General features: G+C 44.1%; 16 protein-coding genes. 11 read left to right on the top strand and 5 right to left on the bottom strand.

Annotation, left to right across the window (positions count from 1 at the left end; translation table 11 throughout):
- Nucleotides 1-237: 237 nt before the first annotated feature.
- The gene (gene kduD / locus MST20_RS09900) at nt 238-1,002 is read right to left on the bottom strand and encodes a 2-dehydro-3-deoxy-D-gluconate 5-dehydrogenase KduD (RefSeq protein WP_243941875.1); all 765 of its coding nucleotides are present in this window, start codon (nt 1,000-1,002) and stop codon (nt 238-240) included.
- Nucleotides 1,003-1,017: 15 nt separating this feature from the next.
- Nucleotides 1,018-1,845, bottom strand: a complete 828-nt coding sequence (gene kduI / locus MST20_RS09905) for a 5-dehydro-4-deoxy-D-glucuronate isomerase (RefSeq protein WP_020453163.1) — start codon at nt 1,843-1,845, stop codon at nt 1,018-1,020.
- A 256-nt stretch (nt 1,846-2,101) separates the two neighbouring features.
- Between kduI and MST20_RS09910 the strand changes: the two genes are divergently transcribed.
- The 8 genes from MST20_RS09910 to MST20_RS09945 all read left to right on the top strand — a co-directional run bounded on the left by MST20_RS09910 (nt 2,102) and on the right by MST20_RS09945 (nt 12,239).
- On the top strand, nt 2,102-3,118 hold the full coding sequence (locus MST20_RS09910; RefSeq protein ID WP_243941876.1) for a LacI family DNA-binding transcriptional regulator: 1,017 nt from the start codon (nt 2,102-2,104) through the stop codon (nt 3,116-3,118).
- A 102-nt stretch (nt 3,119-3,220) separates the two neighbouring features.
- The gene (locus MST20_RS09915) at nt 3,221-4,186 is read left to right on the top strand and encodes a sugar kinase (RefSeq protein WP_243941878.1); all 966 of its coding nucleotides are present in this window, start codon (nt 3,221-3,223) and stop codon (nt 4,184-4,186) included.
- Nucleotides 4,187-4,191: 5 nt separating this feature from the next.
- Nucleotides 4,192-4,806 (top strand): bifunctional 4-hydroxy-2-oxoglutarate aldolase/2-dehydro-3-deoxy-phosphogluconate aldolase, encoded by a 615-nt coding sequence (locus MST20_RS09920; protein ID WP_243941881.1) that lies wholly within the window; start codon nt 4,192-4,194, stop codon nt 4,804-4,806.
- Nucleotides 4,807-4,891: 85 nt separating this feature from the next.
- The gene (gene kdgT, locus MST20_RS09925; RefSeq protein ID WP_243941883.1) at nt 4,892-5,875 is read left to right on the top strand and encodes a 2-keto-3-deoxygluconate transporter; all 984 of its coding nucleotides are present in this window, start codon (nt 4,892-4,894) and stop codon (nt 5,873-5,875) included.
- A 171-nt stretch (nt 5,876-6,046) separates the two neighbouring features.
- Nucleotides 6,047-7,915, top strand: a complete 1,869-nt coding sequence (locus tag MST20_RS09930) for an anaerobic ribonucleoside triphosphate reductase (RefSeq protein WP_243941885.1) — start codon at nt 6,047-6,049, stop codon at nt 7,913-7,915.
- A complete protein-coding gene (nrdG, locus tag MST20_RS09935; RefSeq protein ID WP_243941887.1) occupies nt 7,912-8,358 on the top strand; it encodes an anaerobic ribonucleoside-triphosphate reductase activating protein in 447 nt (148 codons plus the stop codon). Before MST20_RS09930 ends, nrdG begins: the two co-directional genes overlap by 4 nt.
- A gap of 171 nt (nt 8,359-8,529) precedes the next feature.
- Complete coding sequence (gene manA / locus MST20_RS09940) at nt 8,530-9,480, top strand: mannose-6-phosphate isomerase, class I (protein WP_243941889.1); 951 nt, start codon at nt 8,530-8,532, stop codon at nt 9,478-9,480.
- A gap of 128 nt (nt 9,481-9,608) precedes the next feature.
- Nucleotides 9,609-12,239: an N-acetylglucosaminidase gene (locus tag MST20_RS09945; protein ID WP_243941891.1), complete on the top strand. Its 2,631-nt coding sequence runs from the start codon at nt 9,609-9,611 to the stop codon at nt 12,237-12,239.
- Between the two features lie 28 nt (nt 12,240-12,267).
- On the opposite strand, the gene MST20_RS09950 is transcribed toward MST20_RS09945, so the two are convergent.
- Entirely contained in the window at nt 12,268-13,431 is a 1,164-nt protein-coding gene (locus MST20_RS09950; protein WP_243941893.1) for a CDP-glycerol glycerophosphotransferase family protein, read from the bottom strand.
- Between the two features lie 19 nt (nt 13,432-13,450).
- Nucleotides 13,451-14,230 (bottom strand): WecB/TagA/CpsF family glycosyltransferase, encoded by a 780-nt coding sequence (locus MST20_RS09955; RefSeq protein ID WP_075751826.1) that lies wholly within the window; start codon nt 14,228-14,230, stop codon nt 13,451-13,453.
- Between the two features lie 363 nt (nt 14,231-14,593).
- On the opposite strand from MST20_RS09955, the gene tagD reads away from it, so the two are divergent.
- Together tagD and MST20_RS09965 are read left to right on the top strand one after the other, a co-directional pair.
- Nucleotides 14,594-14,983, top strand: coding sequence for a glycerol-3-phosphate cytidylyltransferase (gene tagD, locus MST20_RS09960; RefSeq protein ID WP_011198365.1), 390 nt, complete (start codon nt 14,594-14,596; stop codon nt 14,981-14,983).
- Nucleotides 14,984-15,124: 141 nt separating this feature from the next.
- Complete coding sequence (locus MST20_RS09965) at nt 15,125-17,239, top strand: CDP-glycerol glycerophosphotransferase family protein (protein ID WP_243941895.1); 2,115 nt, start codon at nt 15,125-15,127, stop codon at nt 17,237-17,239.
- 52 nt (nt 17,240-17,291) lie between these two features.
- Here MST20_RS09965 and MST20_RS09970 read toward each other — a convergent pair whose 3' ends face one another.
- On the bottom strand, nt 17,292-19,811 hold the full coding sequence (locus tag MST20_RS09970) for a glycosyltransferase (protein ID WP_243941898.1): 2,520 nt from the start codon (nt 19,809-19,811) through the stop codon (nt 17,292-17,294).
- Between the two features lie 361 nt (nt 19,812-20,172).
- On the opposite strand from MST20_RS09970, the gene MST20_RS09975 reads away from it, so the two are divergent.
- A complete protein-coding gene (locus tag MST20_RS09975; RefSeq protein ID WP_165428239.1) occupies nt 20,173-21,000 on the top strand; it encodes an ABC transporter permease in 828 nt (275 codons plus the stop codon).
- The last annotated feature ends 8 nt before the right edge of the window (nt 21,001-21,008 follow it).

The following is a 21,008-nucleotide window of genomic DNA, read 5'->3' on the forward strand; positions in this document are numbered from 1 at the left end:
TAAAGGCTGCCGAGCTATCGGCAGCCTCAGCGTGTCGACAAACCCTCGCATTCGTTGTCAGGCCTGCGCGTCGGTGCTCACGAATTACGACATTCGCTCCGCTCCGATGCTCGACCTTCCTAGACTGCAAGGGTTTTCAATCACGCTGAGAGGATGACAAAATCCTAAAACTGAAAACCGTTTTAGGATTTTGTCAACATTCTAAGGCTGCCGAGCTATCGGCAGCCTTTTGGCGCATTATCTTGCCAGCCATCCGCCATCGACGGCCAGCACATGTCCATTCACATAATCGGATGCCGGCGACGAAAGGAATACGGCGGCGCCGGCAATGTCATCCGGCTGACCCCATCGCTCGGCCGGAATCCGTTTTAAGATTTCGGCATTGCGGTTTTGGTCTTCGCGGATCTGCTTCGTATTGTTCGTTGTGATATAGCCCGGCGCAATCGCATTGACCTGGACATTGTGCGCCGCCCATTCATTGGCAAAAGACTTCGTCAATCCGGCTACTGCATGCTTGCTTGCTGTATATGCAGGGACGAGAATGCCTCCTTGAAATGAAAGAAGCGAGGCAATATTGATGATTTTCCCCTGCTTTCGCCCAATCATCTGCCGGCCGACAGCCTGCGTCAGCAAAAATAAGCTGTTCAAATTGACATTGATCACCGCTTCCCAGTTCTCCCGGGAAAAATCAGCCGCTTTTTCTCTGCGGATCGTCCCGGCATTATTGACGAGAATATCAATCTGATGGCGGTCAAGCATCTCTTTTGCAAAAGCCTCCACCTCGTCAAGGTTCCCCATATCAAGCTGATAAGACGTAAACGTTCTGCCGGCTTCTTCGATCAGCCGCTTTGTTTCATCAAGTCCGCTCGTATGTGAAGTGCCGATGATATCCGCTCCCGCTTTTGCAAGCGAATCGGCAATTCCTTTGCCGATTCCCGTTCCCGGGCCTGTCACAAGCGCCGTTTTGCCTTCAAGTGAAAAATGCGATTCAAGATATCCCATCTCACGTTCACGCCCTTACCGTATGACATTCATCGGGACAGCATCCATGTCCTTAAATGTGTAGTTTTCTCCGGCCATCGCCCATATAAAGCAGTAGTTGGATGTACCTGAGCCCGAATGGACAGACCACGCGGGTGAAATAACTGCCTGTTCGTTGCCGACGACAAGATGCCGTGTTTCCGTCGGTTCGCCCATGAAATGAAACACCTTTGCATCTTCGGCAAGGTCAAGATACAGATAAGCCTCCATCCGACGGTCATGAACATGCGCCGGCATCGTGTTCCATGTGTTATTGGGTTCAAGAAACGTAATGCCCATCATCAGCTGGCAGCTTTGGATGCCGTCTGCGTGAATCACTTTGTATAGATTGCGGACATTTGAAGAGGCTTCTTCTCCTAAATGATCATATGGAAGCTCTGAAAGCGAAGCTTTTTGCACCGGATACTTTTGGTGTGCAGTCGCCGAGATGAAATAAAACTTGGCTCCGCCTTCATTCAAGCTTGAGAAGGAAACGTCTTTATTTCCCAGGCCGATATACAGAAAATCTTTGTGCTCCAGTACGTATTCTTCATCACCGACTTTGACCGCACCGGGCTTGCCGACATTCACAATCCCGATTTCGCGCCGTTCCAGAAAATAGTCCGTTTTTAAAAAATCGCCGGCATCGAGCGCGATGGACTCCTTTACTGGAACAGCCCCGCCGATCACAACTCTGTCTTCATGCGAATACACCATGTTCAGTTTGTTTTCAACAAACAATGACTCTATTAAAAAATGCTCGCGAAGCTCTGCGGTTGTGAATCGTTTCGCTTGTTCCGGATGAACAGAATAACGATTTTCCATACCTTCTCCTCCTTGAATTGGACGTTTTTTAGACTGACTTGAATGAAGGGCTCAAAGTTTTTGGTAACGGTTTCAAACATGAATTCTAAAGTAAATAATGGAAATCGTCAACAGTCTTTTCATTTTTTTCTGAATATTGTCAAGGTCAATCTTGAAAAATTTAAATATACTCTTCCAAAATTTAAATGATGTGATATGCTGATGGTATAAAGTTTTTGAAATCGGTTTCAAATTATTAGGTCATAGGAGTACTTGAATGAAGGATAAGCAAACAGCGAAAGTAACCATCAATGAAGTAGCCGCACATGCAGGTGTATCAAAATCAACGGTTTCCCGTTATATCAACGGGAAGATTGATGCCATCTCACCGAAAAAGGTGAAAAGCATCAAAAAAGCGATCGAGGAACTTCATTACCGCCCCAGTCAGATGGCGCAGGGGCTGAAGGTGAAAAAAAGCAAGGTTATCGGATTTTTGGTCGCCGATATTACAAACCCGTTTTCAGTTGCCACCTTGAGAGGGGTGGAAGAGGTTTGCGATCAGTACGGGTACAGCATCATGGTCTGCAACACGGACAACAGTCCTGAAAAAGAACGGGAGATGCTGCACAAGCTGAACGCGCATTACATTGAAGGGCTGATTATGAATACAACGGGAAGAAACAACGATGTGCTCATGGATTTAATCAGCCAGGATGTGTCGATTGTGCTCGTTGACCGGAAAGTGCCCGGGCTCAAGATCGATGCAGTTACAACGAACAACCGCGAAGTGACGAGTCAAATCGTCAATCTCATGTATGACAAAGGCTATGCCCAGGTCGGTCTGTTTACCGAGCCGATTAAAGGGATCAGTCCAAGGGAGGAAAGGGTTTCCGCCTATACAGAAATCGCGCTTAAACGTAATGCCGGCGGCAATCCTCTTGTATATGAGGCAGATGTAAAGGACAAAGAATCTCTTTTACAGTCCGTCAAAAGCTTTTTGGAAATGAAAGAAGGGAAAAAAGCCATTCTTGGAAACAACGGGCTTCTGATGCTGAAAATCATCAGCTGCCTTTATGAGCTTGGCATTTCGATTCCGGAAGACGTCGGAATTGCCGGATTTGATGATACGGAATGGTATAAATTGATCGGTCCGGGCATTACGACCATCGCCCAGCCGTCGCATGAAATGGGCAGGGCCGCCATGGAGCGGATCATCAAACGGATTGAAGGAGATGAAAGTGCTCCGCAAACGATTCAGCTTGAGGCGGAGCTTGTTCTCAGACAGTCGCTGTAGAACTCGTCAAATGGAAACACTCATACACCCGATAATTTAGGGGAGAGTGTTTTTCTGCAACTTTTTTTGAAACCGGTACCATTTCGAAAGGAGTGTGAAATCATGTCGCTTGATGTGATGACATTCGGAGAATCGATGGCTATGTTTTACGCAAATGAAACAGGCGGACTGGATGAGGCTTCTTCGTTTTCCAAGGCTCTTGCCGGAGCGGAAACAAACGTTGCCGTCGGACTGTCGCGCCTGGGCTTTCGAGTCGGCTGGATGAGCAAGGTCGGCGCCGATTCACTTGGAACTTTTATTTTAAATGAATTGAAAAAAGAAGGCGTCGACATCTCTGAAGTCAAACGCAGTGCAGACAGGCAGACAGGCATCCTGCTCAAGTCAAAGGTTGAAAGCGGGGACCCTGATGTCACGTATTACCGCAGCGGATCAGCAGCAAGCACGATGAGCATTGATGACTATCCGGCAGAGTATTTCAAAGGAGCCAAACATATGCATGTGACAGGCATACCTCCTGCCCTTTCAAGGGAAATGCGGGGCTTCGCCCGCCACGCCGTTCACCAGATGAAAAAAGACGGAAAGACGATTTCGTTTGACCCGAATCTCCGCTTCCAGCTTTGGCCGGACCAGCAGACAATGGTTCACACGATTAATGAGATCGCCGCGCAAGCAGACTGGTTTCTGCCTGGGATCAATGAAGGAAAACTCCTGACAGGCTGCAATTCTCCCGAGGATATCGCTAAATATTATGTGATGCAGGGGATCAAGGTAATTGTCATCAAGCTTGGAAAAGAGGGGGCTTATTACCGGACACATGATAAAGAGGGTTATGTACCGGGTTATCAGGTGGAGAAGGTTGTTGATACCGTTGGCGCTGGTGACGGTTTTGCCGTCGGCATGATCAGCGGTCTATTAGACGGATTGCTGCTGGAAGAAGCAGTTCAGAGGGCAAATGCGATCGGAGCGCTGGCCGTCATGGCTCCGGGTGATATGGACGGTCTGCCGTCAAGGGATCAATTGAAAGCTTTTATGGCTATAGAGGCAAACAACCAAAAAACAGGAGGTTGACCGTAATGGAAATGTCTATGATCGGAAAAGTGCAAGAACAGCTGGCTGAGGCCGGGCTGATCGCGGTCGTCCGCGCAGGCAGTAAGGAAGCTGCTGAGGAAAGCATTCACAGATTGGTCGACAAAGGAATTACTGCGATTGAAATCACATATACGACGCCGGGAGCGTCTGAGCTGATTGAAAAATTTGCAGGAAAAGACGGCCTTCTTGTCGGAGCCGGAACGGTGGTGGAAAGCGAACAGGCGAGGGAAGCCGCGGCAGCGGGGGCAAAATTCATCGTCAGCCCGGGCTTTTCGGAAAAATTGGCTGAGGAAGCCGCCTCATTGCATACATTTTTTATTCCCGGCGTATTAACACCGAGCGAAATTATGGAAGCGGTCTCAAAGGGTTTTCGGGTTCTTAAGCTGTTTCCAGGGGGGACTTCCGGGATTCCTTACATGAAAAACCTCGCCGGCCCCTTTCCGAAGGTTCGATTCATACCAACAGGCGGGATCCATCCGGGCGATGTGGAGAAATGGCTTGATGCCGGAGCATTGGCAGTTGGAGTGGGAAGCCAGCTGAACAAAGTGTCAGAAGCGGATCTCCAGCGTATCTTTCAGCGTCGGGTTCAGCAGAATTAAAGCGTGCGCAGCGTGAAAAGACTTCAGATTTTGCAAGATCGACAGCTTTGCTTTTTCATTAATTTCTAGAATGGGAGAAAAAATGATGAAAATTAAAGCAACGATTGAACGTGTGCCGGGCGGCATGATGATCATTCCGCTCTTTCTGGGCGCAACGCTGAATACGTTTGCTCCGGAAACCGCGGAGTTTTTCGGCGGATTTACAGGCGCCCTGATTACCGGAACGCTGCCGATTTTAGGAGTATTTATCTTTTGCGTTGGCGCAACAATAGATTTTCGTTCTTCAGGATATATTGCGAGGAAGGGACTGACGCTTCTGATCGGCAAAGTCGGCATTGCCGCATTATTGGGTTTGATCGCAGCTCAGTTCATTCCAGACGAAGGCATTCAAAGCGGGTTTTTTGCCGGACTGTCAGTGCTTGCTATTGTAGCCGTTATGAATGAAACGAACGGCGGTCTGTATTTGGCGTTAATGAACCATATGGGAAGAAAGGAAGACGCCGGTGCTTTCGCCTTTATCAGCACGGAATCGGGCCCGTTTATGACGATGGTCACTTTCGGTGTGACAGGGCTCGCGGCATTTCCCTGGGAGACGCTGGCTGCAACAGTCATCCCGTTTTTACTCGGCTGCATTCTCGGAAACCTTGACCCTGAATTGCGCGATTTGTTCGGAAAAGTCGTACCGGCGATCATTCCGTTCTTCGCATTTTCATTGGGAAACACGCTCGATTTTAAAATGTTGATCCAATCCGGCCTTTTAGGCATTGTTGTCGGCGTATCAGTCGTCGTTCTCTCGGGTGTTTCTCTATACCTGCTGGACCGCTTTGTCGCAAGAGGAGACGGCGTCGCGGGCGTCGCGGCATCGTCAACGGCCGGGGCTGCGGTAGCCGTGCCGTATGCGCTTGCCGATGCAAACCCCGTGTTTGTGCCGGTGGCTGATTCAGCGACCGCGATCATCGCGACAAGTGTCATTGTCACCTCGCTTCTGACGCCGCTTGCAACCGTCTGGATCGAAAAACGGACAAGACAAAGAAAACCTCCGAAACAAATGACGATCGATTACAAGTAATTTCGCCGCTGACGCACCGGGACATTTTGTCCGGGGCGTTTTTTTTATGACCGTTTTTAAATAACGTCACCAAATTGCTAAATTTAGCGGGTATCATTTGTGTTAATATCAATATATAGTGTCTGATGGAAATATTAACACTATATATGCTACTTTTTAGGAGAGGTTAGGATGACAACAGGCTTTAAAGAACAGGGATTATTACAATTGACAGAAACATTTCATGATATCGTCGGGTATGGAGATCACGATATTATGCAGGAAAATGCCAACGTAGACGGCCGCTCCCCGATGGGGCAAATGAGCCGGTTTGCATCCGAAAGTTCAAGACATTATGCGCTCCATTACTTAATGTCGCCGGAAATCAAGAAAGCAGTCGATGACAACTTGATATACCCGCACGATTTAGATTATATGCCGAGCGGCACAACGACTTGCTGCCAGATACCTTTGAGCCGGCTGTTAAAAGACGGATTCCATACAGGCCACGGCTCCCTCAGGGAACCGAAGGACATTATGAGCGCATTATCACTCGCATCCATTATTTTTCAATCGAATCAAAATATGCAGCACGGCGGCCAGTCATTTCCGATGTTCGATTACGACCTGGCGCCTTACGTCCGCAAAACGTACGAAAAGCATCTCGCGAAAATCAAACAATACCCGACAACTTTGACAGAAGAAGAGATAAGGGAAAGAGCGTGGGAAGAAACGGACAACACAACTTACCAAGCGTGCGAAGCCTTTATACATAATGCCAACAGCATGCATTCGCGGGGCGGCGGACAGGTTCCGTTTGTTTCAATTAATTACGGCACGGATATATCAAGGGAAGGCCGCCTTTTGATCAAAAATATTTTGAAGGCGACAAAAGCAGGTCTCGGCAAAGGTGAGACGCCGATTTTTCCGATTCAGATCTTCAAAATGAAAGAAGGCGTCAACGTCGATCAAACAGACCCTAACTATGACTTGTACCGGCTTGCATTGGAAACAAGCGCTGAAAGGCTGTTTCCGAACTTCAGCTTTATCGATTCGCCCGTGAATAAACCTTTTTATGACGGAACACCGGAAAGCGAAATCGCTTATATGGGATGCAGAACGCGCGTCATGTCCAATATTCATGGGAAAGAAAACAGCATCGGCAGAGGGAATTTGTCATTCACCTCGATCAACATTGTCAAAATAGCGCTGCTCAGCGAAAACGTTGAACAGTTTTTTGCTTTGCTAAACCGCTACATGGAATTAACGATTCAACAACTGCTTGAACGGTACGCCTTTCAATGCAAAAAAAGAGCAAAAGACTTTAAGTTCCTGTATTCGCAAGGCATCTGGCATGAAAGCGAGAAGCTTGATCCTGAGGACACGCTCGAGGATGTGCTAAAGCACGGAACATTGAGCATCGGATTTATCGGACTGGCTGAAGCTTTGACTGCATTGACCGGAAAACATCACGGAGAAAGCGAGGAGTCGTTTGAACTCGGCAAAAAAATCGTCCAGTCGATGAGAGATAAGGCTGATGAAGCCACAGAAAAACACAAGCTGAACTTTTCCTTGATCGCCACACCGGCAGAAGGACTTTCTGGGAAATTTGTAAAAAAAGATAAATTGGAGTTCGGTTCGATCCGCAATGTCACAGACCGGATCTACTATACGAACTCGTTTCACATCCCTGTTCACTATAAGCTGACTGCGGTTGAAAAGATCAGAAAAGAAGCGCCGTTCCATTTGATGTGCAATGGCGGGCATATCAGCTACATTGAGCTGGACGGAGACCCGAAAAAAAACATTAAAGCGATGGACATGATTGTGACCGCCATGCGCCGGTCAGGCATGGGCTACGCCTCGATCAACCATCCTGTCGACCACTGCAAGGCGTGCGGATTTACCGGAATCATCGATAACGAGTGCCCGCAGTGCAAAAATCGCGATGAGACTTTGATTGAACGGATCAGACGGATTACAGGATATTTAGTCGGAGATATGTCTAAGTGGAATTCGGCGAAAAGACAAGAAGAAAAGGACAGAGTGAAGCACCTATGAAAGTGATGAATATTATCCATGACAGCATCGTAGACGGAGAAGGACTGAGAACAGTCATATTTTTAGCGGGCTGCCCGCATATGTGTGAAGGCTGCCATAATAAACAGAGCTGGAATATCAATAACGGATTTGATATGAGTGTAGACGAAGTATTTGAGGAAATTATGAAAAACCCGCTAACAAACGTCACCTATTCAGGAGGAGAGCCGCTTTTGCATGCGGGTGAACTGATCGAACTGTCTGAGAGAATTAAGCAGCAATCCGCAAAGGACATCTGGCTTTACAGCGGCTATACGTACGAACAAATCTTGAAAAATGAAAAGCACAGCGCCTTGCTGGCCTATTGCGATGTCCTGGTAGACGGCCCTTTCGAAATCAAAAAAAGGGACTTGACGCTCCTTTACAGAGGAAGCTCAAACCAGCGCATTATCGAGCTGGCATAATCAGAAACAGAAGCCTCCGGGGCTTCTGTTTTTCCTTTCCGGCATTGACTTCTATCAAGATAACGTCATAATAAATATGAAAAGGTTTATATTTTATTATACATGTCTATCAATAAAAGAAAGCGTTTTATTTACATAAGAAAATCGTGAATTAAGGGAGGAGATGGCAACATGACTCAATCACCGATATTTCTGCAGCCTGAGTTTAAAGAGAGGATCTGGGGGGGAACGGCTTTGCGCGAGACATTCGGCTATGACATTCCCTCTGATTTGACAGGTGAATGCTGGGCCATTTCCGCCCATCCAAACGGGCCGAACCTCGTTGCTTCGGGTCCTTACAAAGGAAAAACGCTTTCCGAACTTTGGGACGAGCACCGCGAATTGTTCGGCGGTGCAGAGGGAGACCGTTTTCCGCTGTTAATGAAAATACTTGATGCCAATCAAGACCTTTCCGTTCAAGTCCACCCTGATGACTATTATGCGGGCGAACACGAAAACGGAGAACTCGGTAAGACGGAATGCTGGTATATCATCGATTGCAAAGAAGGAGCCGAGATCGTTTACGGCCATACGGCGAGAACGCGGACAGAGCTGGTCACCATGATCAACAGCGGTGATTGGGACAACCTGTTAAGGCGGATCAAAATCAAACCGGGCGATTTTTATTATGTGCCAAGCGGCACGATTCACGCTCTTTGCGAAGGGACGGTCGTTTTGGAGACACAGCAGAGCTCTGATACGACGTACAGGGTATACGATTATGACCGGACCGATCAAAATGGAGAAAAGCGCGAGCTTCACCTGACACAGGCGATCAATGTCACAACAGTACCGCACGTTGACAGCTATGTTGACGAATCGACAGAAACTCAAAAAGGGATTACCATTAAGACTTTTGTAGAAGCCGAATACTTCTCCGTATACAAATGGGAGATCGACGGTGCCGCTGAGCTGACCCAGGATGCCCCTTTCCTGTTATGCAGTGTGATTGAAGGAGAAGGAAAGCTTACTCAGGGCGGAGAATTATTTCCGATCAGCAAAGGAACAAATTTTATCCTGCCGGCGGAAACGAATGACTTTACGATAGAAGGAACATGCGAACTAATCGTGTCTCACATATAAAAAGCTTAACGGTCTTCAAAAGAAGGCCGTTAAGCTTTTTTATTGTGAAAAAATAGTCCGGCTCGCCGATAAAAAGAGAAAGCAAGTTTTTGAAATTAGGAGGCTTATAGGCGAGGGGAGTAAAGAATGTGAAAAACATTAGAAAAACCGTTATTTTTGCTGCAATCGTTTTGCTCATACATACGGCAGTCCCGGCAATCCCTGCTTTAGCAGCATATACCGATACTTCCGTCTACAAAATCGAAACAACAAAAGAGTTTAATAGCGAAAGCGAAGCGCTCAAAGCAGCCGAACAACTGAAAAAGGACACGGGATGGAAAGCCGAGGTCAAACCTTCAGGGAAAAACGGCACAACTTACGTTTTGACAACAGAAGGTGTCGAAGGGGAGAGCAGGGCTAAAAACCTGCTTTTGCAGTTTGAAAAAGAAACCGGTTTGAAGGCGTCCTATGGTCCGATTGGACAGAAAGAACCGTTTTCCAAAGCGGTATCAAAGGAATTTGCCGGTGAAGCAAAAGCCAAGGAATGGGCGCTCCAATTTGAAAAAGAAACAGGGCTGAAAGCAACCTATACACTTGCAGGAAACAGGGAAGCATACGTGAAGGTTGCCACCGGAGGAATCGAAGGCGAAGACAACACGAAAGCGATCCTCGATCGTTTTCAAAAAGCGACCGGCCTCAAAGCGTCGTACGCACCATACGGAGCGGGACAAGCGCTCGTCAAGCTTTATTCAGGAGAAATCGCAGATGAGAGCAAAGCGAAAAGCCTGCTTGTCCAATTTGAAAAAGAAACCGCTCTTAAAGGAACGATAGAAACAGTAAAGAAACAACAGCCCAGATATAAAATTGTGACAGGTGCGATACAAGGCGAAACAAACGCAAAAAATCTGCTGAAGCAGTTTGAAAAAGAGCTCAAGATCAAAGGGGCATATGAAGCCGCCGGTCAGCCGGCACAGCTTTACAATGTGAAATCGGGATATTTTAATGACGAAAAGACCGCGAAAAATGCCGCCGGCCAAATTAAAAAGAATACCGGTCTCACCTCAAGCACGGAAAAGGTAAAAGGCACGCGCTTCTGGATCGTCAGCATGAAAAGTGTAGACAGTCAAAACCTTAAAAAAGTCGACACCTTTTTTAAAAAGAAAACGTGGCGTTACACTGCCGCAAAGGCGGGAAAAAAGCAGACATCTTTCAGAATCGTTTCCGTCCCGGTTTCAGATCAAAAGAAAGCAAACGAGGGCATCCGGTTTTTTAAAAACAAAAACATTCAGGGTTCCGCCCAAAGCGCCGGCGGTACGACCGTCAGCCGCTTCCGGATCGCGTCCGGCGAAACAGCCGTCCAAGCGCGAATCAATAAAGGGCTGGAATTCTTTAAGAAAAACGGTGCGGCGGGAACGGCCGGACCGACAGGAAAAAAAGTGTACAGCCATTATCAGCTGACAACGGAGTCCGTATACGAACAGGACAAAGTGGCGAAGGCGCTCAATTTCTTCAAAGAAACAGGCATTCACGCAGAGGCCGTCAAGACCGGCCAGTATGATAGCCGCTACAAACTGAGTTCGGAAGCTTTGATCGGCTCGGAGAAATTACAGCATGCGCTCGAATTTTTCAGCAAGCGAAGTATACCGGGCAAGATTGAACAAACGGGTGAGTACGGCTACAGGCAGTACCGGGTGACGACAGGTCAGATCACAAGCAAAGCAGATCTCGACAAGGGACTGAATGTCTTTAAGAAAAACAATGTCAGCGCAACTTACCAAACAAAGGCAGTCAGCCTGTTTCACATCTCGATCAATGAACAATTTACAGGGAAAGACCGTGCGGATGCCGCCGCCAATCGGATCAAAACGAATTACGGCTGGCCGGTGAATGTCGTCAAAGTGAAAAACGGTCCGCAAATCACAACGACTGACTACGGAATCACGCTCAGCCAGATGGTCGACAAACAGATAAAAGTCAGCCCGCAAACGGATGCGCCGGCTTATGTTTCATTAAGCTACATCAATACGGCGAACCAAACCGTCACGGCTGATCTGCTGAATATCAGGTCAAGCCCCCTTGTGACAAGCGGCAACATCATCGGACAGCTGCAAAAAGGGGATAAAGTCAACATCATCTCCCAGGAAAACGGCTGGGCAAAAATCAGAATGAATTGGCGAAATGCCAGCAGGGATGAAGTCGAGAGATATGTCAATCCGGAAAATTTTACACAAGACAGCTCAGCATACTTCCAATTTTTAAAACTCTCGCAAACGGCCGGCTTGAATGCCGCCGAAGTCAATGCGAAAATCCTATATAATAAAGGGATTTTGACAGGCAAAGGCCAAGCGTTCATCGACGCGGCAAGAGCATACAGCATCAATGAACTGTACCTCATTTCGCACTCGCTCCTTGAAACGGGCAACGGAACTTCCGAGTTGGCCAAAGGAACGATGTTCAACGACAAAAAGGTTTACAACATGTACGGCGTCGGGGCTTACGACAGCAACCCGCTTTACTACGGTGCAAAATACGCCTATGAACAAGGATGGTTCACACCTGAGGCCGCCATTATGGGCGGAGCCAAATTCATCGGTGAAAAATACATTCACCACCCGACTTACAAACAGGATACCCTCTATAAAATGAGATGGTCTCCGAACGCCCTTCACCAATATGCGACAGATGTCGGCTGGGCTTATAAGCAGGTGGGGAGAATGTACAGTCTTTATACATTGCTTGATCAATATACGCTGTATTATGATGTGCCGGTTTATCGGTAATCATCATAAAAAGACCGGCCATGTTCCATTAGGAACCGGCCGGTCTTTTTTCATTTGCCGTCATATGCTCGCTCAAAAAGTTCAACAGACGCATGCTGGCATCGCCTGTTGAATATTGATGCCATTCTTGTGCGAACCTCTTGATCTCTTCCTTTGTGATGGACATTTCTTTGATTTCCTTCAACAGCATGTCGCTGTCCATGCAGGCTTTGCCGGGAATCACTGCTTCAAAATCATCGATCAGTCCGCGCTTTTCATTATATTCTGCCATATCATACGTAAAAAACAAAATCGGTTTATTTAACAAAGCGTACTCAAAGGCGACTGACGAGTAATCGGAAATCAGGATGTCGCATTCCATCAGCAAATCTTTTAGCGGAACGTCTGATACATCTTTGATCAGCCCTTCGTGCTCTTCAAAAGTAATCTGTTCCCGCACGGCCGGATGCAGTTTGACCAACAGCTGAAATTCTCCCTTCAGTTCCCCGGAGAGCTGCTCCTTAGAGAAAGGGAGGCGAACGGACGTCAGACAATAGTCCCTGTATGTCGGCGCATAGAGAATAACCTTTTGGTCCGGACGGTCCGCTGTTTGTCTTCCGGCATGAAAATATTCATCAGTTAACGGAACACCCGTCCGCAAAAAACGGTCATCTTCCACGCCGAATGACCGTTTGAAAATATCCGCCATTTTCTCCGAGCCGACGGCGATGTAATCAAAAGAACGATACACCTTTTTAAACCGCTTGATATCGCCGGCGGATCGATACCGGTTTCCGATATCTTCGAGTCCGAACTTTTTCAAAGCGCCGGACGCATGCCAAATTTGAATGCACGTCGTCTGAGGGCGTTTATTCAATACGCTTGTCAGCAGAAAATAATTATCCGTTAACACGAATTTACACTTAAACATCCGGTATACGGCTTTTATGAGATGAATCGGATTTTTCTCGTTGATCACTTGCGATCGAACGGAAGGATATTCATCTGCAAGGGAAACGGCGTGCCTTGTATAAAGGACTTCCATTTCAAACGGCCGGCTGCTGCTGACATACTTCTCCAGCAGCGCGCGCGCATTATCCGGAAAGGAAACAAGCAATACAGCTCTGTCGCGCGCTGTTACCCTTTTGAAAATAAAGCCGGTCAAAGCGAGACCGGCCGAGTAAATCATAACCAATAAAGAACGTATATTCATTCGTTATCCAGACTCTTTTCTACAAATCGATTTTGGATTGCTCTTTGATCTGCTCCGGATAGTAGTGCCGCTGTTTTTGAACTCTTTCCTCTTTCAGAACGGAAAAGACATATTTCGGGATGTTCAGCATCCGCTTCCACCTCGTCGGATTGGTCAGCAGGCGGTACATCCATTCAAGATTCAGCTTGATGAACATTTTCGGCGCTCTTTTCACTTTTCCGCTGAACACGTCGAAGCTCCCGCCGATGCCGATCGCAATCGCCTGAGGAAATAAATGCTTATGTTCATAAATAAACTTTTCCTGATGCGGATATCCGAGAGCCACAAAAACCATGTCCGGCTTGGCTGCCGCGATTTGCTTCGCAACTTTGCCTTTGTCTTTGACATAGCCGTGTGAATACCCGGCCAGCTCAATTCCGGGATACTCGGTTGAAAGCCGATCAGCAACCGCTTGAATAACCTCTTGTTTGGCCCCGTATAAAAAGACTCTTTTCTTTTTGCGGTCAGCCAGGCTCAAGAGGTTGATAAATACATCGTACCCCGCGATCCTCGATTTTAATCTGCTGTTGATCAGCCTTGACGTCAAGACGATGCCGATTCCGTCCGGCAGGATAAAGTCAGCAGATGAAACTGTTTGATAATAATCCTTGTCTTTTGCAGCCGCGTACCCGATCTCAGGGTTTACCGTTGCGATAAATGCCCCCTCATTGCGGTCGATAAAGGATTCTTCAAGATGATTCAAAAATCCGGGCAAATCCCCGTTAACATATGCAAGATGATGAACCGTTTCCGTTTGCAGCATAGTTTTTTTCCTCCTTCCGGTTAAGAAGTGTAAGTATATACGAATGTATGAAAGTCGAAGTTTAAGAGACCAGCCCAAAAATTCAGGAGGTCTAACGTATATTTTAGCATAGATCATTCATAAAAGCTTAACAATATCTTTACATTAGATTAAGATTTTTTACGTCTTATTCAGAAAGGGCTCGATTTTTTTAAATAAAATTTGGAATTTCATTTACCGTAAACAATACTTAACGTTTGATAGGCGATGTGCTATAATGAATGATCAGTAAAGACCTGTGAAATGAATGTAACTTATCGAGTGTTTTTGATATATCAATATAGTTTTTCGCCTTAAGATAAGAAAGGAGAGCGCATGACAATGAAGAAAGTCATCACATATGGAACGTTTGATTTATTGCATTGGGGACATATCAAGTTATTGGAACGGGCAAAACAATTGGGGGATTATCTCGTCGTTGCGATTTCGACTGACGAATTCAATCTTCAAAAACAGAAAAAAGCTTATCACAGCTATGAGCACCGCAAGCTCATTCTAGAAACGATCCGCTACGTAGACGAAGTCATCCCGGAAAAAAACTGGGATCAAAAGGTACAAGATGTGATCGACCATGACATCGATGTATTTGTCATGGGGGATGACTGGGAAGGAAAATTCGACTTCCTGAAGGATTACTGCGAGGTTGTTTACCTTCCGAGAACCGAAGGGATTTCCACGACGAAGATTAAAGAGGAAATCGCGAACCTGTAATGCCGGATCAGCTTAATAAAAATTCAAAAAGTACTTCTTAAACATAATAAGAAGTGCTTTTTGTTTCGTATACGAGTCATTTTAATATAATAAGTATGAACACTTTGCTTCTGAATAAAAAAAGAGGAGTAGACTGATCTTATGGATAGTGCAATTCCGATAGAATTTCAGCTGCGGGAAATAAAAATGAACGATGCTTGCCTCTATTTTGCGTTCGAAAGTTCTGTCTCTCTTGATCATGTCGGTGTTTTGGCAGTTAACCGCAATTCGAAAAAAGAGATGCGTGTAACTTGTAACAAAATAAGCGATTCAAAGCAGTTGAAAGCAGCGGAAATATCTTTAGATGATCTATCTAATCTGGTGATAGACGAAACGGTCATCGATTTTTATGTGATATATGAAAATAATGAAAAAAATCAATGTAAAAAGAGGATTTACACAGCCTTAAAACCGATAGAGCTGTCTTGGCATCAGGATCGAGCCAATCAGATCATTTATTTGCCGTATACGACCCGTAAAGGCCATTTCGCTCTTGATGTTCTAAGGAGAAAAGCAGTGGCGGAAGCGGACGGCATTAAGTTAAGCTCCGACGGAAAACTTAAGATCGAAGGCTATACTTTTCTGCTTGATGCGGAAGAACGTTCAATGATAAAAAGCAGAAGGCTGGTTTTAAAGGAAATTAATCAAAAAGACGAGGAAAGGGTTTTGGGTTTTCCTTTAAAAGACGTTCAGCGCGGCGATTCAGGTCACGCCGTTGGATTCGAGGCGGAAATTGATCTGAAAAAGTTTTATGAAGAGAACAGGATGCCTGCTTTCTTTCAGTTTTTTATAGAATACGTAGGTGAAGATGCTGTAACAGGGGAGGAAATCGTTATAAAAAGCAGGGCATTCAGGCTTATAGATGATATAGACCGTTTTTCAATTGTTGATACAAAAAAAGGACCAGCCCGTTTTCACATCTATCCGCAGAAACGAAAAAGGGGCATGCGCCTAAGAATGAACGACTACACGATCAAAACCCGTGCGGTTTATTTTGCTAAAGGAAAAAGCAAAAGGCTGATGTCAGTCATTCGCAGAGGCAAGAATAAAGTAAAGAAAAAGATTTCAGGCATGGTGAAGAGAGCCTACTATTTTACTTTTGGACTGGCCGGCAAACTGCCTGTTAAAAAGAAAACCGTCATTTTTGAAAGCTTTGCCGGCAAGCAGTACAGCTGCAATCCGAGAGCCATTTACGAATATATGAAGGAACATCATCCGGAATACAACTTAATATGGAGTGTAAACCCGAGTTATACGGACATTTTCGAAGAAAAAAATGTTCCTTATATTCACCGATTCACGCTGAAGTGGCTGTTTGCCATGGCAAGAGCGGAGTATTGGGTTGTAAACAGCCGGCTTCCTTTATGGATTCCAAAACCAAAGCACACGACATATGTGCAGACATGGCACGGGACTCCGCTGAAAAGACTTGCCGTCGATATGGAAGAAGTGCACATGCCGGGCACCAACACTGAGAAGTACAAGCAAAATTTCACTAAAGAAGCAGCGAAGTGGGACTATTTAATATCCCCGAATCGTTATTCAACCGAAATCTTTGCCCGCGCTTTTCAATTTAACAAAACAATGATTGAGTCCGGCTACCCGAGAAATGACTTTCTGTATACAGACAACTGCCCGGAAACGATGAAGGCCATAAAGAGAAAAATGAATATCCCCGAGGATAAAAAGGTCATCTTATATGCACCGACATGGCGGGATAATGAATTTTATGCTAAGGGAAAATACAAATTCCAACTTCAAATGGATCTAGATAAGATGCAAGAAATGTTTGGGAAAGATTCTGTTATTCTGTTGAGAATGCACTATCTAGTAGCTGAAAGCTTTGATTTTGAACAGTATGAAGGTTTTATATATGATGCCTCGCTGTATCCCGACATTAGAGAGCTGTATCTCATCAGTGACATTTTAATTACAGATTACTCGTCTGTATTTTTTGACTATGCAAATTTAAGAAGACCTATCATTTTCTACACTTATGATATCGAAAGTTATAGGGATACTTTAAGAGGATTTTATTTTGATCTTGAAAGAGAAGCACCGGGAACATTGGTCTACAATGAATCCGAGCTGATGGAAGAGATCGAAAGGGTACTGAGGAACCCTCAATTACACAAGAATTATGAATCATTTTATGAAAAATTTTGTTCGTTTGAAGATGGCAAAGCTTCTGAGCGGGTCGTCAAATCTATATTTTGATCATCATGAAAAAACAGCTTGAGTTTATACTCAAGCTGTTTTTTGTTTGGAGCTATGACTGACATACATTTTTATAAAAGAGCTGCAGTGCATGATTGTTATATGATTCATAATCAAAGGTGCGATATTCAATACCTTCGGTGATATATTTCTTCATAGCTTCTGTAAGTGCTTCTTCGGTATTTTCAACAAGCAATCCGAGGCCTCCCTCAAGAACCGAACGTACACCGGTAACATCAGTAGCAATAATAGGTTTGCCGACTATCATGGCTTCCATTAGGACCAGGCCCTGTCCCTCATAATCAGAAGATAGGACAAAACAGTCACATTCATCTAGTAAAGCAAAAGGATTTTCGAGTTGACCTGCAAAAATAATATCGTTTTCCAAGCCTAACGTTTCAGCTTGCAATGTCAGCTGTTTTTTCAGCGGTCCATCTCCTACAATATACAATTTAGAATTTGGAAATTCCTTATGCAGCTGGGCAAAAGAATTGATTAATTTTTCTTGCCCTTTTTCAGGTGATAGACGGCCGACGTTGATAAAATTATAATTCTCTTTTTTCGGAACCGTCAGCCCAAAAATATTAAGTATATTAGGATTTTCTTCGTTCTGTTCACGAAGGATTAAATATTCCTTACCGTTCGTCTGGACTGTGTTCTTTACATCTTTATTTTTCAAAATCTGTTTTGAACCAATAACATTGTCGACATATACCATTTTTCTATCGGCATCGGGAATGAATTGGCGTAAATTCTTGTAATTTTCTTCATTAGCTGATTTCGCCACAGATACCACTTTATCGTAGTATTTATATAAAGAGAATATAACTTTTAAGTTCTTTCTGTGTTTGTATTTACCATTAATTTTCTTGTTGTACTCTTCCATCATATCATTGTGCAGGTAAATACTTCTTGTCTTGAATTGTCCAAATGCAAATAACATGGACCAAAATTTATTATAGCCTCCAAAATCAATCCCTATATCAAACTTTGCATTTCCAATAATTCGTTTTAATTCTCTTTGGTAAGCTTTGACCGGAGCGGTTTTAGACATAGAGTCAGTATAAATGCCTCTCCGTAAAACCAATTGATGCTCATAGGTCTCCTTGAGCGTCTTGTTAAAAACACCCGGACGATATAGTACATGGACTTTCGGGTTGAGTTTTCGAATGTTTTTCCATTTGTCTTTATGTTCATTTGCATTATCAATAACAGTCACTTCATATTTTGAATAATCAATATGATCAAAAAGGTTGATTGCTGACATCGTAATTCCGTTGTTATAAAATCCTCCGCAATAGAAGAGGAGTTTTTGTTTATCTGTTTCTGTGCTTATGAGCTGCTCTTGGTTTTGTTTTTTGAAAATCATCTCGACGAGCCGCTTTGATGCTTGACCGTCATCATTGTAGCAGAATTCTTCGAGATACTTGTCATATTGTTCACTAAATTCTTTTTTTAGTACGTGAACATTTTGGAGTTTATCAATTAATTCGTTTAGGTTTTCACATACCGGTCCCGGCAGATTATTAATATCTAAGTAGAAGCCTCTTTCAGCTTCATATTCTTGATGATCAATCATATAAAACAGCACCGGTTTCTTTAATGGCAGGAAGTCAAAGAAAATACTTGAATAGTCTGTTATAAGAATATCGACAGCCGCAAGCAATTTGTTCGTGTCATACCAATTTGGCACACATAAATGATCCAATTTATTTTTTTTGAAATATTCAAATGTGAAGTAATGAGATTTTAATAAGACGATATAATCATCGCCCATAGATTTTTGAATATCCATTACCTCATCAAGAAGTACCTGGCTGGTGTCGTTTTCCTTTCCGACTGTCCCTCTCCATGTAGGAGCATAAAGAATGACTTTCTTATCTAAAGGAATATTAAGCGTTTTTCTTACTTCTTCACCACTTGTTTCCAATGTAAGATCGGTTCGCGGATATCCGATATCTGCGACTTTTCCGGCATAAATTTCATAGATGTCATGTGATTTAAGCAGCTTTTCGTAAGTGAATTGATTAGGACTAATAAGATAATCACTGTGAAGCAAGTTTCGCTGAATGTTCTTGTGGGTTGACATTCCGCGATTCTTAATATCCAAACCAAGCGTTTTTAACGGTGTTCCATGCCAGGTATTAATGTATATTTGCTCATCCCTTTTAACGAAGTAAAATGGAAAGGAAGTATCGTTAATTAAATATTTTGACGTAGCCAGGTATTTTAAATAATGATTGCTGTCAACAGATGTAAATGAGACATTTTGATAATTCCTTTTAAGTTCTTCGACCATTGGGTCGCTGATATCATTAATAACCCAAACATGATGATAATCTTTAAAGTCATTATCTTGAACTAATTTTAAAAAGATTGCATAACAGTTTCCGCTTATGCTGCGTCCATGGTAAGCTTCGTAAAGAACTGTTTTTTCCTTTATCGGAAGGGAAACATATTGACTGTATTTCGCTCGAATACGGACTCTTCTGTTGCTAAGGTACTCCTTTAAAGGATCTATTATAAAGCGGACTTTTCTCTTCGCTATCTTTTTGATTCTTTTAAAATTCATAAAAATACTGTTCCTCCCCTAATCCTATCCAAGAAATTAATGTTGACTGTTACTTGATTCCTAATTATTTGGAGTATCTTAAATAAATGAAAATTTACGTAAGGTTTGACACGCTAATAAGTATATGCTAACAAAACACATAAAGCAATATTGCCTTATTTAATAAAATGAATGATAATATTGGAGCGATATCCTCGCATTGCCTCTTGAGGGAGTAAATATTTGTGTCGGTATTTTTCCTATTATAACAGGCATGCGTTCTGTTAGATATTTGTTTGTAATAGCAATAACGGATAAAATTTGTTACAATTATTCGGTGCACGATGTAACGGCTATTATATTATGCTAAGGAAGATAAATCATGAAAGCATTAATAAGAGTGTTAAAAGAACAGTTTTTATCGTTGCCTTTAATCATCAGGTTGGCGGCTTACGAAACAAAATCAAAATATCAAATGAATTACTTGGGCGTGTTATGGCAGTTTTTGAATCCGCTCATTCAGATGCTGGCTTATTGGTTTGTATTTGGGATCGGAATCAGAAAGAGCAGTGAGATGGTTACGGGCGTCGGAGAAGTGCCTTTCGTCATCTGGATGCTTGCCGGCTTGATTCCTTGGTTTTTTATCAGTCCGACAATCCTTGATGGTTCAAACAGTGTATATAAACGAATCAACATGGTGGCCAAAATGAATTTTCCAGTCAGCTCTCTTCCTTCAGTGGCGATTGCGGCTAACCTGTTCAGCTATTTTGTGATGATGGCAATTTATGTCATAGCGCTGCTTGCGTTTGGCATATATCCAAATCTTCATTGGCTTGAATATATTTACTATTTGTTTTGCATGATTGTTTTTATGTTCGCATTCAGTTTGTTTAATTCAACGATCAGTGTGCTGGTCAGGGATTATCAGTTCCTGCTGCAATCTGTGACAAGGCTGCTGTTTTTCCTGCTGCCGATCTTTTGGGATATTTCCACGCAGCTGGGGGACAAGCACCCGGCATTGTTGAACGTGATTAAGCTGAATCCGCTTTTTTATATTATCGACGGATTCAGAAACAGCTTTCTCGGAGGGAGCTGGTTTTTCGAAGATGCAACTTACATGCTGTATTTCTGGGCTTTCACATTATTGCTCTTGACTGTAGGAGCTGTCCTCCATATGAAATTCAGGGACAGGTTTGTTGACTTTCTTTAATACGTAAG

The organism is Bacillus sp. B19-2 (assembly GCF_022832475.1).
In the GTDB taxonomy this organism is placed as follows: Bacteria; Bacillota; Bacilli; order Bacillales; family Bacillaceae; genus Bacillus; species Bacillus paralicheniformis.

What these genes read in the sequence shown, in the direction of transcription:
- tagD (WP_011198365.1), top strand. Translation starts at nt 14,594, where the DNA reads ATGAAGAAAGTCATCACATATGGAACGTTTGATTTATTGCATTGGGGA.
- MST20_RS09965 (WP_243941895.1), top strand. Translation starts at nt 15,125, where the DNA reads ATGGATAGTGCAATTCCGATAGAATTTCAGCTGCGGGAAATAAAAATG.
- manA (WP_243941889.1), top strand. Translation starts at nt 8,530, where the DNA reads ATGACTCAATCACCGATATTTCTGCAGCCTGAGTTTAAAGAGAGGATC.
- MST20_RS09910 (WP_243941876.1), top strand. Translation starts at nt 2,102, where the DNA reads ATGAAGGATAAGCAAACAGCGAAAGTAACCATCAATGAAGTAGCCGCA.
- MST20_RS09915 (WP_243941878.1), top strand. Translation starts at nt 3,221, where the DNA reads ATGTCGCTTGATGTGATGACATTCGGAGAATCGATGGCTATGTTTTAC.
- nrdG (WP_243941887.1), top strand. Translation starts at nt 7,912, where the DNA reads ATGAAAGTGATGAATATTATCCATGACAGCATCGTAGACGGAGAAGGA.
- MST20_RS09970 (WP_243941898.1), bottom strand. Translation starts at nt 19,811, where the DNA reads ATGAATTTTAAAAGAATCAAAAAGATAGCGAAGAGAAAAGTCCGCTTT.
- kdgT (WP_243941883.1), top strand. Translation starts at nt 4,892, where the DNA reads ATGAAAATTAAAGCAACGATTGAACGTGTGCCGGGCGGCATGATGATC.
- MST20_RS09930 (WP_243941885.1), top strand. Translation starts at nt 6,047, where the DNA reads ATGACAACAGGCTTTAAAGAACAGGGATTATTACAATTGACAGAAACA.
- kduD (WP_243941875.1), bottom strand. Translation starts at nt 1,002, where the DNA reads ATGGGATATCTTGAATCGCATTTTTCACTTGAAGGCAAAACGGCGCTT.
- MST20_RS09920 (WP_243941881.1), top strand. Translation starts at nt 4,192, where the DNA reads ATGGAAATGTCTATGATCGGAAAAGTGCAAGAACAGCTGGCTGAGGCC.
- kduI (WP_020453163.1), bottom strand. Translation starts at nt 1,845, where the DNA reads ATGGAAAATCGTTATTCTGTTCATCCGGAACAAGCGAAACGATTCACA.
- MST20_RS09975 (WP_165428239.1), top strand. Translation starts at nt 20,173, where the DNA reads ATGAAAGCATTAATAAGAGTGTTAAAAGAACAGTTTTTATCGTTGCCT.
- MST20_RS09950 (WP_243941893.1), bottom strand. Translation starts at nt 13,431, where the DNA reads ATGAATATACGTTCTTTATTGGTTATGATTTACTCGGCCGGTCTCGCT.